The 13,524-nt window shown below is 59.9% G+C and carries 11 protein-coding genes; 10 read left to right on the forward strand and 1 reads right to left on the reverse strand.

All coding sequences use genetic code 11. The features are described 5' to 3' along the window. Positions 1–202 precede the first annotated feature (202 nt). From kdpF to AC07UB_RS16150, 6 genes are read left to right on the forward strand one after another with little or no spacing between them, the layout of a single operon-like run. A complete protein-coding gene (gene kdpF / locus AC07UB_RS16125; RefSeq protein ID WP_494654775.1) occupies positions 203–289 on the forward strand; it encodes a K(+)-transporting ATPase subunit F in 87 nt (28 codons plus the stop codon). 27 nt (positions 290–316) lie between these two features. After that, positions 317–2,026, forward strand: coding sequence for a potassium-transporting ATPase subunit KdpA (gene kdpA / locus AC07UB_RS16130; protein WP_494654471.1), 1,710 nt, complete (start codon positions 317–319; stop codon positions 2,024–2,026). A 38-nt stretch (positions 2,027–2,064) separates the two neighbouring features. After that, entirely contained in the window at positions 2,065–4,119 is a 2,055-nt protein-coding gene (gene kdpB / locus AC07UB_RS16135; protein ID WP_494654469.1) for a potassium-transporting ATPase subunit KdpB, read from the forward strand. Between the two features lie 11 nt (positions 4,120–4,130). Further along, positions 4,131–4,733 carry a potassium-transporting ATPase subunit KdpC gene (gene kdpC / locus AC07UB_RS16140; protein ID WP_492790471.1) on the forward strand — a complete coding sequence of 201 codons (603 nt, stop codon included), beginning with the start codon at positions 4,131–4,133 and terminating at the stop codon, positions 4,731–4,733. 23 nt (positions 4,734–4,756) lie between these two features. After that, entirely contained in the window at positions 4,757–7,441 is a 2,685-nt protein-coding gene (locus AC07UB_RS16145) for a DUF4118 domain-containing protein (protein ID WP_492790472.1), read from the forward strand. Then, positions 7,438–8,127: a response regulator gene (locus tag AC07UB_RS16150; RefSeq protein WP_492790473.1), complete on the forward strand. Its 690-nt coding sequence runs from the start codon at positions 7,438–7,440 to the stop codon at positions 8,125–8,127. Before AC07UB_RS16145 ends, AC07UB_RS16150 begins: the two co-directional genes overlap by 4 nt. A gap of 64 nt (positions 8,128–8,191) precedes the next feature. On the opposite strand, the gene AC07UB_RS16155 is transcribed toward AC07UB_RS16150, so the two are convergent. Next, positions 8,192–9,163, reverse strand: coding sequence for an ATP-dependent 6-phosphofructokinase (locus AC07UB_RS16155; RefSeq protein WP_492790474.1), 972 nt, complete (start codon positions 9,161–9,163; stop codon positions 8,192–8,194). 118 nt (positions 9,164–9,281) lie between these two features. Here AC07UB_RS16155 and AC07UB_RS16160 point away from each other — a divergent pair, with 118 nt between their 5' ends. The 4 genes from AC07UB_RS16160 to AC07UB_RS16175 are packed head-to-tail and all read left to right on the forward strand — an operon-like array spanning position 9,282 to position 13,508. Further along, the gene (locus AC07UB_RS16160) at positions 9,282–10,676 is read left to right on the forward strand and encodes an ABC transporter substrate-binding protein (protein WP_492790475.1); all 1,395 of its coding nucleotides are present in this window, start codon (positions 9,282–9,284) and stop codon (positions 10,674–10,676) included. A gap of 26 nt (positions 10,677–10,702) precedes the next feature. After that, a complete protein-coding gene (locus tag AC07UB_RS16165) occupies positions 10,703–11,623 on the forward strand; it encodes a carbohydrate ABC transporter permease (protein WP_492790476.1) in 921 nt (306 codons plus the stop codon). Next, on the forward strand, positions 11,620–12,459 hold the full coding sequence (locus AC07UB_RS16170) for a carbohydrate ABC transporter permease (RefSeq protein ID WP_492790477.1): 840 nt from the start codon (positions 11,620–11,622) through the stop codon (positions 12,457–12,459). The genes AC07UB_RS16165 and AC07UB_RS16170 overlap by 4 nt, the downstream gene beginning before the upstream one ends. Continuing rightward, positions 12,456–13,508: an ABC transporter ATP-binding protein gene (locus AC07UB_RS16175; RefSeq protein ID WP_492790478.1), complete on the forward strand. Its 1,053-nt coding sequence runs from the start codon at positions 12,456–12,458 to the stop codon at positions 13,506–13,508. The genes AC07UB_RS16170 and AC07UB_RS16175 overlap by 4 nt, the downstream gene beginning before the upstream one ends. Positions 13,509–13,524: the final 16 nt, after the last annotated feature.

A 13,524-nucleotide genomic window follows, 5' to 3' on the forward strand; every position in this document is an offset into this window, starting at 1 on the left:
CGCGCCCGCATCTTTATACGATCCTTACGATCTCCAGCCTCATTCCCAATCGATCCTTTATGTCAGGCGCTCTAGCTCTGGTCCTGCTCCATCTCAACGGGAGACGACCATGCTGGACTTTCTGTACCTGGGCCTCGGGCTCGCGTTCTTCGCATCCATGATCCTCTACGCAGCCGCGACCGAGCGACTGTAGGAGGCTGTCATGATTGACCCCCTCCTCGGCCTCGCCGTCGCTGTCGCGCTCGGCATCTATCTGCTCCTCACATTGCTCCGCCCGGAGCGATTTTAACGACGCATGCTTGCGAGGACTTTTGTCATGACATTGATCGGCTGGATTCAGATCGCCGCCATTTTCATTCTGGTATTGTTGTGCGTGAAGCCGCTTGGGGTCTACATGGCGCAGGTCTTCAGCGGCGGCCGGACGATTTTGTCGCCCGTTATTGGCCCCGTTGAAAACGGCTTCTACCGCCTCGCCGGCGTCGATCCGTCGCGTGAACAGTCCTGGCGCGGTTACACCGTTGCGATGCTGGTGTTTAACGCGGCCGGCTTCATGTTTCTTTACGCCTTGCTGCGTCTCCAAGGCGTGCTCCCGCTCAATCCGCAGGAATTCTCCGCAGTCCCGCCAGATCTGGCTTTCAATACCGCGACCAGCTTCGTCACCAATACAAACTGGCAGGCCTATGGTGGCGAGACCACCATGAGCCATTTGGTGCAGATGGCAGGGTTGACGGTGCAGAATTTTCTGTCCGCGGCAACCGGCATTGCGCTGGCGCTGGTGTTCGTGCGCGCGCTGGCCCGTTCGGGAAGTTCGACCGTCGGCAATTTCTGGGCAGATCTAACGCGCGCGACTCTTTACGTGCTGTTGCCGCTATCGGCTGTCGTTGCCCTCGCCTATATCGCAACCGGCCTGCCGCAGACGCTGCTGGGCTCCGTTGATGCGACGACACTTGAGGGCATCAAGCAGACCATCGCGCTTGGCCCGGTCGCCAGTCAGGAAGCCATCAAGCAGCTCGGCACCAACGGCGGTGGCTTTTTCAACGTCAACGCGGCGCATCCTTTCGAGAACGCGAGCGCGATCAGCAATGTGATTTCAATCTGGGCGATGCTGGTGATCCCGGCCGCCCTCCCATACGCATTCGGCCGCATGGTTGGCGATACGCGACAGGGGTGGGCCCTGCTCGCAGCCATGCTGACGATCCTGATCGCGGGTGTCATCGTTGCTTACTGGGCTGAAGCCGCAGGAAATCCGCTACTCACCTCGCTGAGTGTCGACCCATCCGCCGGCAACATAGAGGGCAAAGAGGTTCGTTTCGGCACGGCCATGTCCGCGCTCTATGCCGTGATTACCACGGGTCTTTCCTGTGGTGCCGTCAACGCGATGCACGATTCATTCACGCCGCTCGGCGGATTGATGCCGCTCGTCATGATGCAGCTTGGCGAAGTATTGCCGGGTGGTGTCGGCTCCGGGCTCTACGGCATGCTGGTGTTCGCGATCGTCGCCGTGTTCATCGCGGGTCTGATGGTGGGCCGCACGCCGGAATATCTTGGCAAAAAGATAGAGGCCAAGGAAGTGAAGCTCGCCATGCTGGCGCTGCTGATCCTGCCGCTGTCGATTCTTGGTTTCGCTGCGATCGCAGCGGTATTACCCACTGCTCTCGCCAGCCTCGCCAACAGCGGTCCGCATGGCCTGTCGGAAATCCTCTACGCTTATTCATCGGCGACAGGGAACAACGGCTCAGCTTTCGCCGGACTCAGTGCCAACACGCCCTGGTATAACGTCACGCTCGGCCTTGCGATGCTGCTTGGACGGTTCGCTTACGTCGTGCCGGCGATGGCGATTGCCGGTTCGCTGATCGGCAAGATCAAGGCGCCAGCGTCCGAGGGTACCTTTCCGACCCATACCGCGCTGTTTGTCGCTCTCTTGATCGGCACGATCCTGATTGTCGCGGGACTTGAATTCTTCCCTGCGCTGGCGCTTGGCCCCATCGTCGAGCACTTCCAAATGCTCGCGGGCAAGACGTTCTGAACTGTAACCATTGCAATTTCGAATGAAAGTTGATCGCAATGACACGCAAGACACAGCAAACCGCAATCGCCGATCCCGCCCTGATGATGCGTGCGATCGCTGACGCATTCCGGAAGCTCAACCCGCGGCACCTGATGAAGAACCCGGTCATTTTCGTGACCGAGGTCGTCGCAGCGGTCGTTACCATCGCCTTTGCCAACGATCTGTTCCATGGCCAACCCGCGTTGTTCAGCGGCCAGATCGCGGCATGGCTCTGGTTCACCGTACTATTCGCCAATTTTGCCGAGGCCATCGCTGAAGGCCGTGGCCGCGCGCAGGCCGATACACTCCGGCAGACCCGGACGGAAACGCGGGCAAAGCGAATTCTGATGACCGGAAATAACGAGCTTTACGAAGGTGTCACCGCATCCGATCTCGAAGTCGGGGATCTGGTACGGGTCGACGCCGGCGAGATCATTCCCATCGACGGCGAGATTGTTGAAGGCATCGCATCGGTTAACGAAGCTGCGGTGACAGGCGAGTCTGCGCCGGTCATCCGCGAATCCGGTGGCGACCGCTCCGCCGTCACCGGCGGCACAACCGTCATCTCCGACTGGCTCGTCATTCGCGTCACGTCGGCGCCCGGCTCGTCATTCCTCGACCGGATGATCGCGCTGGTCGAAGGCGCTGCACGGCAGAAAACTCCGAACGAACTCGCCCTTTCCATCCTGTTGTCTGGCATGACGCTGATCTTCCTCATCGCCGTCGTCACGCTGTGGCCCCTGGCCAGCTATTCCGGCACCGTGCTTTCGATCACGGTGCTGACGGCGTTGCTCGTCACCCTGATCCCAACCACGATTGGCGGCCTGCTGTCGGCGATCGGCATCGCCGGAATGGACCGTCTGCTGAAGTTCAACGTGCTGGCAATGTCCGGACGCGCCGTCGAGGCGGCCGGCGACGTCGACACGCTGCTGCTCGACAAAACCGGGACCATTACTTTCGGCAATCGTCTGGCCAGCGAAATTATCCCGGTTGCAGGCGTGACCGAACGGGAGGCTGCGGAAGCCGCCATGATGGCCAGCCTCGCCGACGAGACAGCAGAAGGCCGTTCGATCATCGCGCTCACGAAGGAAAAGTATGGCATCGCTACACATCAGCAGCCAGCCGACGCAGTCTTTGTGGAATTCTCCGCAACTACACGATTGTCCGGCATGGATACCGGGTCACGCCGCCTACGCAAGGGCGCTATCGACGCGGTGTTGAAATTTGCGCGCGACAGCGGAAGCCACGACCAGCAGGAGCCTGCTGCATTCCGCAGCGCCTATGACCGGATCGCCCGGTCCGGCGGAACGCCGCTCGGGCTTGTCGACGGCGATCGCCTGCTTGGCGTGATCCATCTGAAAGACGTCGTCAAACCAGACATCAAGGAGCGCTTTGCCGAACTGCGGCGGATGGGAATCCGCACCGTGATGGTGACGGGCGACAACCCGGTCACGGCCGCGGCAATCGCTTCGGAGGCCGGTGTTGACGATTTCATTGCGGAAGCGACGCCGGAAGACAAATTGCGCTACATTCGCGAGGAACAATCCAAGGGCCGGTTGATCGCCATGTGCGGCGACGGCACCAATGACGCGCCTGCCCTTGCGCAAGCCGACGTCGGCGTCGCGATGCAGACCGGCACACAGGCTGCGCGCGAAGCCGGCAACATGGTCGATCTCGACTCCAATCCGACAAAACTGATCGAAGTTGTCGGTATCGGCAAACAGCTTCTGATGACACGGGGATCGCTGACGACGTTTTCCATCGCGAACGATGTCGCAAAGTATTTCGCGATCATCCCGGCTCTCTTTATTGCAACCTATCCCGAGTTGAGCGCCATCAACATCATGCAGCTCGGGACGCCGCAAAGCGCTATCCTGTCGGCCGTTATCTTCAACGCGCTGATCATCGTGGCGCTGATCCCGCTGGCGCTGAAGGGCGTTTCTTATCGACCGGTCGGGGCCGCCGCGCTGCTGCGGCGCAATCTTGTAGTCTATGGCCTGGGCGGACTGATCGTGCCGTTCATCGGCATCAAGATCGTCGATATCATCGTCAACGCATTGCATCTGGCCTGAAGGAGGTTGTCATGTTCACGCATCTTCGCCCCGCCATCGTCCTGTTGGCGCTTTTCGTCGCCCTGACCGGCCTCGCCTACCCTCTCGCAATCACCGGCATCGCACAGGCCACGATGCCGCGAATGGCGAACGGCAGCCTGATCGAGAAAGGCGGCAAGGTCGTCGGCTCCAGTTTGATCGGGCAGAACTTCGCGGACGCAAAATATTTCCACGGCCGACCCTCGGCCACCAGCGCCCCCGATCCCGCCGATTCAAGCAAGACAATCGACGCGCCCTACAACGCCGCCAACTCCAGCGGTTCGAACTTGGGGCCGACATCGCAAAAGCTCGTCGACCGCGTCAAGGGCGATATCGAGAAGCTGCGCGCAGACGGCATCCGCGGTCCGGTGCCGGCCGACAGCGTCACGACGTCCGCCAGCGGGCTGGACCCGCACATCTCGCCGGCCAATGCGAAGAGCCAGATTCCACGGGTCGCCAAGGCACGCGGACTGTCAGAACAACAGATCCGGGATCTCGTCGACGCCCGGACGGAAGGACGGACGCTGGGCATTTTTGGTGAACCGCGCGTCAATGTTCTCGGACTTAACCTCGCGCTTGAGGTAATTCAGCCCTAATATCGAAGGGCATAAGGACAACCATGCCCGCCAGATCCGACGCCAGAGCTTCTCCCGACGCCTTGCTCGCCCTCGCTAACAGGGAGTCGCGCGGGCGCCTCAAGATATTTCTTGGCGCGGCACCCGGCGTCGGGAAAACCTATGCAATGTTATCTGCCGCGCGCGCCGCGCAGGACGAAGGGCATGACGTTGTCGCCGGGTTGGTCGAGACCCATGGCCGTCGCGAGACCGAGGCACTCATCGCCAATCTCGAGACTCTGCCCCGGAAACCCATCGTTTATCGCAACCAGGTGATCAAGGAATTCGATCTTGATGCCGCGCTGGCGCGCAAGCCGGCCCTGTTGCTGGTCGATGAATACGCGCATACCAACGTCCCCGGCAGCCGACATCCGAAACGCTGGCAGGACATCGATGAACTACTGGACCAGGGCATCGACGTCTGGACCACGCTGAACATTCAGCATCTCGAAGGCCTCAACGACGTCATCCAGAAAATTACCAAGGTTCGCGTGCGCGAGACCGTGCCGGATACCGTTTTCGACAAAGCCGATGAGCTCGTGCTGGTGGATTTCCCGCCGGACGAACTCCTGAAACGGCTTGCAGAGGGCAAAATCTATGTCCAGGACACCGCCGCGCGCGCTGTCGAAAGCTTCTTCAAGCCGCAAAATCTGACAGCGCTTCGCGAATTGGCATTGCGTCGGGCCGCCGAACGGGTGGACGCGCATCTCGTCTCCCGTATGCAGGCGCACGCCATTGAAGGGCCGTGGGCTGCGGGAGAACGGATCGTTGCCTGCATTGGGCCTGAAGCCGCCGCGGAAACGATTGTGCGTACCGCAAAACGGCTGGCCGATTTGATGGACGCGCCGTGGATCGCCGTGACCGTGGAGCGGCCTGGCCGCCCGCTCGCCGACGACGCCCGCAGGCGTATCGACGACGCGATCCGGCTTGCAGAGACGCTTGGCGGCGAAACGAAGACCCTGATCGGAAACGATCTGCCCGACGAAATTCTACGCTTTTGCCGCTTTGAGAATGTAACCCAGATTGTCATAGGCCGCGCGCGTCCACGCTTTCTCACAGAGCTATTCCGCAATTCCTTGCAATTGGAGATTATCAGGCGCGCGGAAGGCATCGCTGTTCATGTCGTGACCGGAAACACCTCGTCCGCGCCGCGACGATCATGGTCGCCGTCCTGGCAGCATCTGTCCTTTGATCCGATGCCCTATATCTGGTCCTCTGTCGGCGTCGGTGCGGCCGCACTGATCGGACGCGGATTAACGTCGCTGACGCCGTTGCCGAATCTGTCGATGATCTTTCTTGTGGCTGTGCTGCTTCCCGCCGTCACGTTCGGTATCCGCCCTGCGATCTATGCGTCGCTGCTGTCGTTTCTGGCATACAATTTCTTCTTTATAGAACCGCTCTATAATTTGACCGTTGCCGAACCATACGAACTTTTGGCACTGGTCATCTTTCTCGCGGTCGCCGTAACCACCTCTGCACTGGCCGGCCGCGTCAAAACCCAAGCGAGCAATGCCGCCGGTCGCATCCGCGCCACGCGCCGGCTTTACGAGTTCACCCGCAGACTGTCCGGCCTCGCCAGCGTCGATGAAATTGCCGAGGGTGCGGTCAGCGAAATTCACGGCAGCCTCGGAAAACCGGCAATCATCCTGCTCGAGAGAGACGATGGGTTGAACGTCGTCGCGGCATGGCCTCCGGAAGATACGCTCGATACCGCTTCCCTCTCAGCGGCGCGTTGGGCATTCGAGCACGGCGAACCCGCCGGACGGAACACATCGACGCTGCCTCTTGTACCGTGGTTCTTTGTCCCGATGCGAGCGTCGCAGCGCTCGCTCGGTGTCGTCGGCATCGTTGTCGAAGACCAGCGCGCGATGGACTCGGAAACACGCGTATTGTTCGACACGCTTGCCGAGCAGGCCGCCGCTGCGGTCGAGCGCGCGATGCTGTCGCGGGATATGGTGACCGCGAATTCGGAGATCGAAGCCGAAAGAGTGCGTAATACCGTACTCGCCTCGATCTCCCATGATTTCCGCACTCCCCTCGCCTCCATTCTCGGTTCAGCGACAAGCCTGATTGAATACGGCGACAAGATCGACGCGCGAGGCCGCACGGACCTGCTCAGCCATATCAAGGAAGAGGTCGAGCATCTCGACGGCATGGTGCGCAACCTGTTGTCCATGACGAGGATCGACGCGGGCGCCCTCGAGTTGCGTGAGGACTGGGTCGACCTGCGCGAGATCATCGATCGGGTGGTCAGCGCTGCGCGGCGCCGCGGGGCGCATCAGGAGTTAAAAATCCAGCTCCCAACGGAACTGCCGCTCGTTCGGGCCGATGCCTTGCTCGTCGAGCAAGCGCTTGGAAATGTCATCGGCAATGCCATCGAACACACACTGGACGAAACCACAATTGTGATCACTGCCGAGGTCTCGTCAAAGACGCTTGCATTGTCTGTTCAGGACAATGGCCCCGGCATCCCGCCAGACGTTCTGCCTCGCGTGTTCGAAAAATTCGTCAGTGCCCGCACATTGTCGGAGACCACGACCAACAAGGGCCAGGGTACGGGTCTCGGGCTTGCCATCGCCAAAGGCATCATGAAAGCTCATGGCGGTGACGCCTTGGCGCAAAGTCCGGTGTCTGCGGGCCGCGGCACACGGATTACAATGGAATTCCCGATTAGTGAGGTCGCGTCATGACGGCAAATACGCGCGTCCTTATTGTCGATGACGAAGTCGCGATCCTGAGATTTTTGCGGCCGGCGCTTGAGGCCAACGGCTACGATATTGCGGTTGCCGGTACGGTCGCTGAGGCGATACGTCAGATTGCGGCCACTGCGCCGGACATCGTGGTGCTCGATCTCGGCCTGCCCGACGGCGACGGCAAGGATGTGATTCGAAGCGTTCGCGAATGGTCGGACGTTCCTATTGTCGTGCTGTCAGCTCGCGACCGTGAGACCGAAAAAATCGAGGCGCTCGACCTTGGCGCCGACGATTTCGTGAACAAGCCGTTCGGCGTCGGCGAGTTGCTGGCTCGGATGCGAACGGCAAGCCGGCATCGTATGCAGCGCAAGGATGAAACGGCGGTGCTTGCCGTGGCCGATCTTGAAATCGACAGTGTGCGTCATCGCATTACCCGCGGCGGGACCGAGATCAAACTCACACCGAAGGAATTCGAGCTGTTGTCGTTTCTTGCGAAACACGCGGGCAAGGTTCTCACCCACCGCCACATTCTCACTGCGGTCTGGGGGCCTGCTCACACGGCCGACACCCAATATTTACGGGTTTACATCGGACAACTACGCCAGAAGATCGAAGCGAAAGCCGACGATCCCCGCATCATCATGACCGAACCCGGCATTGGATACAGGATCGTGGAAGCTTGATTGCAAATGCAACGATCGCGGAAAATCACGCCCGGCCCGCGTCTGACAGCCGCAACCTCATATCTTATTTTGCTAGGATCCGGGCTAACTCGATAAGCCCTGGTTCAATTGGTTTGGTGAGCCCCGCAATGTCTGCCAGAGGCGTGAGGGTCATGTTTCCCTTCTGGTAACCAACCAGTACACCTGACTTGCCCTCGCTGAGAGCCTGAATGGCGCAAACACCCAGCCGAGTCGCAAGGAACCGGTCAACGGCGGTCGGCGGAGCGCCGCGCACGACATGCCCCAGCACGGTTGCGCGCAACTCGAAGCCGATCATCTGCTTGTCTTTCTCGAAATAAGAAAGAATTCGTGCAGAGTTGTCCTTGACCCCTTCCGCGATGACCACGATGGCGTGAGTCTTGCCGCGCTCATAGGCTGCGCGCAATCGCTGCGCGATTTCAGCGGCGGAGACTTCAAGCTCCGGAGTGGAGATCACCTCCGCACCACCCGCAAGGCCCGCCATCATTGCAAGGTAACCGCAATCCCGCCCCATCGTCTCGACAAGAAACGCGCGATTGTGGGACGATCCAGTGGTCCGCAGATAATCGATGGCTTCGAGCGTCACGTTGATCGCGGTATCGCATCCGATAGTGACGTCGGTTCCGAACAGATCATTGTCGATCGTCGATGCAATGCCCACCACAGGAAATCCGAGCTTACTCAGCATGTAAGAGCCGGTCTGCGATCCGTTACCGCCGATCACCACCAGCCCGTCGATCCCGCGCTGGGCAAGATTACGTATGGCTTTCGAACGGCCGCTCTCTTCCCTAAATTCCTTGGAGCGGGCGCTTCCGAGAAAGGTGCCGCCCAGATGAATGACACCACCAACGTCGCGCGCATTGAGCTGGCGCATCTGATCTTCAATCAGACCCTGAAATCCCTGGCGGATGCCATAGACCGTCATATTCTGATCGAGAGCGCTACGCGCCGCAGCACGTATCGCGGCGTTCATGCCCGGCGCATCTCCGCCGCTGGTGAGAATCGCAATGCTTTTCATGTCCTGACGTTACCCTCGGACTGGTGACGCGTCGATGCAGTGCAGCTTGACATGTTATAACATTTGACCAATGTTCTAACATAACCGGTTATAAAGCCGGGCCAAGGGAGGACGACATATGGAGTCATACAAGCCAACGCGCCGAAAATTCCTGACGGGAACCGCCGCTGCATCAGGGTTGATCATCGGTGCCCCTGCTCTGCTCAGGCAGGCTTCTGCACAGGACGCCGACCTCGCGCCTTACAAATCCGCCAAAATCGACTGGCAGCAAACCTCAGGTGAAAGCATCACCGTTGCGGTTATTCCAGCGAGTTATTTCGATAATCTGATTTCGCTCGCGCCGCAGTTCAAGGCGCTCACGGGCATTGATGTCAGGTTCGAAAAAATTCCGCCTGCGCAAATCCGCCAAAAGAGCGTGATTGATCTCACGTCGAAAACCGCGACCTATGCAACCCATGCTGCCGACCCGATGTACTATTCGCTTTATGCCGCTAACAAATGGGTGGAACCGCTCGACAGCTACCTTGGCGATAAATCGCTGACCGACGCCGACTGGTTCAAATTCGACGACATTATTCCGGCCTGGCGAAACGCCGACAGCATCGACGGCAAGCTCTACGGCGTGCCTTACGACGGCGAAGTCACCATTCAGGTCTATCGCAAGGATCTTTACGACGCGAAGGGGCTGAAGCCAGCCGACGACCTTCAGACATTCGTTGCCAACGCCGTCGCGTTAAACGCACCGAATGATCGCATCTGGGGTACCGCGCTGCGCGGCGTCGCCGGCGCGGGCCAGAACATGTACATCTATCCCTCCATCTTCCGCGAATTCGGCGGCGAATGGTTCAAGGGCGGAAAGCTCACGGTCAACGGCCCCGAAGCCGAGGCGGCCCTTGCCTGGTACATTGACGTGATGCGCAAGTATGCGCCGACCGCCGCGGCCAACTGGAACTGGCCCGACATTGCCGACGCCTTCTCGCAGGGAACGGTGGCAAGCTATATCGACGCGCACTCCTCGGCGTCGGTCGTCAACAATGCCGAAAAATCGAAAGTCATCGGCAAGGTTGCCTATGCACGCTGGCCCAAGGGGCCGTCGGGAAAACGGGTGACTTCGATCTGGAACTGGGGCTTCCCGATCAACGCAGCCCTTTCCGAAAAGAAGAAGAAAGCGACCTGGCTGTTTATCCAGTGGGCTGCAAGCGCCGAGACACAGGCGCGAACGGCGCATCGCTTCGCCGGTCCGGCAAAACGCTCGGGCGTCAACCGGACCTCGATCTGGCGCGATCCGGACTACGTCAAGCTGATGAACGGTTTCGGCGACAACTTCGTCGAAGCCACGATGCAGACCTTGCAAAGCGACACTGATGTCGATTGGCGTCCGCGCGTACCGCAATGGCCGGCGATCGGCGACACCATGGCAACTGCGATCCAGTCGGCGCTGTCCGGTCAGGCGACGGTCAAGGCAGCGCTGGATGACGCCCAGCGCCGCGTCGAACCGATGATGCGTGGCTGATCTTGGCGAAGCCAGCGACAACAATCATGCGGGCTTCCGGCAACGCGGCCGTCATCGCATCGGGCGATTACGGCCGCGTGCTGGCGAAGCGCGAGCGGCGGTTCGCAGGTGCATTGCTTGCACCGGCGTTCGTTGCGCTCATGGCAACCACGACCTTCCCGCTCCTGTTTCTGATCTGGACGAGCGCGTTCCGAATGGATCTCGCAATGCCGTTTTCGGATGGCTTTGTCGGATTTGAGAACTATCGCATCCTGCTGGCCGATGATCGGTTCTGGTCGTCGCTGCTGGTCAGCCTGATTTACACCGGCTCCACCGTTATCCTGCAGGTCGCACTAGGGCTGGCGCTGGCCTTGCTCGTGATGGACATGAAGCGCGGGCAGAGCTGGTTTCGTGTTATCGCCATTCTGCCTGTTGTGCTGTCGCCCGCGGTGGTCGGCATGATCTGGCGAACATTCATGCTCGCGCCCGAATTCGGCATTGTCGACTACCTCGCAATCAATGCCGGCATCGGCAGCAAGAACTGGCTCGGCGACCCCTTCCTGGCAATGGTCTCGGTCATTGTCATCCATACATGGCAGTGGACCCCGTTTGCGTTCATGGTGCTGCTGGCCAGTCTCGCGTCTCTTCCGGAAGATATCTATGAAGCAGCCCGCCTTGACCGGGCAACCGCGTGGCAGCGTTTCCGGCGCATCACGCTGCCGCTGCTGCGGCCTGCGATTGTCATGGTGATCATCATGCGGACGATGGTTGCGCTGACTGCGTTCGCCGCGATTTTCACTGTGACGGGAGGCGGCCCGGGCACCGCCACCGAAATTCTCAACCTCTACGCCTACCGTAAATCTTTCACGGAATTGTCGATCGGCTACGGCTCCGCGCTCGCTGTGGCCCTTCTCGTGGTGACCATTTTGATCTCCGGCGTGCTGTTCGCCTTGCGGAGGGCAAAATGACGGCCAGACGAATTCGTGTCACCGTAACGCTTGGAATCTCGCTGGTGTTTCTGCTGGCATGGGTTTTCCCGATCGTCTGGAGTGTCTTGAATTCGCTCAAGACCGATCGCGACGTCCTCGCCTACCCGCCAAAACTCTTCTTTGAACCGACCTTGAGTGCCTATCGCGACGTTCTGTTCGGTTCTGCATCGATCCTGCCGAATCTTATCAGCAGTTTCATCATCTCGATCGGGACCACCGTCATTACAATGCTGATGGCCGTGCCGGCTGCCTATGCGCTGGCGCGCTTGCGCTTCGGCGGCAAGAAAACAGCGGGCTTCTACGTTCTCGCAACCCAGATGCTTCCTCCAGTCGGCATCATCATCCCCTACTTCCTGATTCTGCGAAACGTCGGCTGGATCGATACCTATCAGGGTATCATTCTTATCTATTTGTCGTTTTCCCTGCCCTTCGCAATCTGGCTGCTGGTTTCCTACTTCGAGGACATTCCGTTCGAGATGGAGGAAGCCGCCTATCTCGATGGCGCGAGCCGGATGCGGACTCTGTGGCGGATCATCATTCCGCAGGTACGCGGCGGGATCGCCGTCACCATCGTATTCGTATTCCTCAATGCGTGGAACGAATTCCTGTTCGCGGTCGTGCTGAGCGGCAACACCGTGCGGCCGGTCACAGTCGCCATGTTCAACTTCATCTCTGTGGAACAAACCTTGTGGGCTAAGCTCGCAGCTGTTTCCGTGCTCGCGATGCTCCCGGTCGTGATCCTCGGCATTGTCGCCCAGAAAAATATCGTCAAGGGACTGACCGTCGGGGCGGTCAAGGGCGGAGGACGTCGGTGAGCGGTCGCGGTCAGGTACGTTTTGATGGCATCTCGAAGATGCATGGCGAATTCGCCGCGCTGAAAGGCGTGACATTCGAGATTGAGCCCGGAGAGTTTTTTGCGTTGCTCGGCCCGTCGGGCTCCGGAAAGAGCACCACCTTGCGAATTCTCGCCGGCCTCGACGCGCCGACCGCGGGCCGCGTTTTTATCGACGCTCAGGATATTACGGCCTCGGACGCGCGCGACCGTGACATCGCCATGGTGTTTCAGAGCTACGCGCTTTATCCGCATATGACCGTCTTCGAAAACATCGCCTTCCCGCTTGAGATGGCGAAGTTGCCGACAGCAGAGATCAAGCCTGCGGTGCATGAGGCTGCGCGCAAGGTTGCTATCGAACATCTGCTCGAACGCAAACCCGGCCAGTTGTCGGGAGGCCAGCAGCAGCGTTGCGCGCTCGCGCGGGCCATTGTGCGCAAGGCGCGGCTGTTCCTGCTCGATGAACCGCTGTCCAACCTCGACGCCAAGCTGCGGCTGGAAACCCGCGTGGAGCTGAAGAAGCTGCAACGTTCGCTCGGTGTGACGGCCGTATACGTCACGCACGACCAGGAGGAAGCGATGACGCTGGCCGACCGCATGGCGGTGTTCATGGCCGGTGAAATCCAGCAGATCGGCCGCCCGGCGGAAGTCTTTGCCCGGCCTAACTCCATCGATGTGGCCGCCTTTATCGGCAGTCCGCCCATGAACCTGATCCCGGCACGCTATAGCGACGGCGGCATCGACATCGCGGGCCATCGTCTCGACACCGGAATGAAGGACGGCGGCGATCGCGATGTCGTCGTGGGCATCAGGCCCGGTTCCGTCCGGATCACTCCGAACGGAATACCGGCAATCGTCGATCTCGTCGAAGACCTTGGCGACACGGCGATCCTCGATCTTGACTGCGGCGGCACCTTGATTCGCGCGCGCGTCAGCGATGGCGATGTTCCACGCGAGGGTACGAGGCTATCGATAACCGCGCGGCCGCAAGACATTCATCTTTTCGATAAGGCGACACGCAAGCGTTTGTGATGACAATGTTCCGCGT

The sequence above is a fragment of the Afipia sp. GW821-FHT04G03 genome (genome assembly GCF_059419985.1).

Excerpts from the sequence above, each read along its gene's own strand:
- kdpF (WP_494654775.1), top strand. The coding sequence starts at position 203 with ATGATTGACCCCCTCCTCGGCCTCGCCGTCGCTGTCGCGCTCGGCATC.
- kdpA (WP_494654471.1), top strand. The coding sequence starts at position 317 with ATGACATTGATCGGCTGGATTCAGATCGCCGCCATTTTCATTCTGGTA.
- kdpB (WP_494654469.1), top strand. The coding sequence starts at position 2,065 with ATGACACGCAAGACACAGCAAACCGCAATCGCCGATCCCGCCCTGATG.
- kdpC (WP_492790471.1), top strand. The coding sequence starts at position 4,131 with ATGTTCACGCATCTTCGCCCCGCCATCGTCCTGTTGGCGCTTTTCGTC.
- AC07UB_RS16145 (WP_492790472.1), top strand. The coding sequence starts at position 4,757 with ATGCCCGCCAGATCCGACGCCAGAGCTTCTCCCGACGCCTTGCTCGCC.
- AC07UB_RS16150 (WP_492790473.1), top strand. The coding sequence starts at position 7,438 with ATGACGGCAAATACGCGCGTCCTTATTGTCGATGACGAAGTCGCGATC.
- AC07UB_RS16155 (WP_492790474.1), bottom strand. The coding sequence starts at position 9,163 with ATGAAAAGCATTGCGATTCTCACCAGCGGCGGAGATGCGCCGGGCATG.
- AC07UB_RS16160 (WP_492790475.1), top strand. The coding sequence starts at position 9,282 with ATGGAGTCATACAAGCCAACGCGCCGAAAATTCCTGACGGGAACCGCC.
- AC07UB_RS16165 (WP_492790476.1), top strand. The coding sequence starts at position 10,703 with ATGCGGGCTTCCGGCAACGCGGCCGTCATCGCATCGGGCGATTACGGC.
- AC07UB_RS16170 (WP_492790477.1), top strand. The coding sequence starts at position 11,620 with ATGACGGCCAGACGAATTCGTGTCACCGTAACGCTTGGAATCTCGCTG.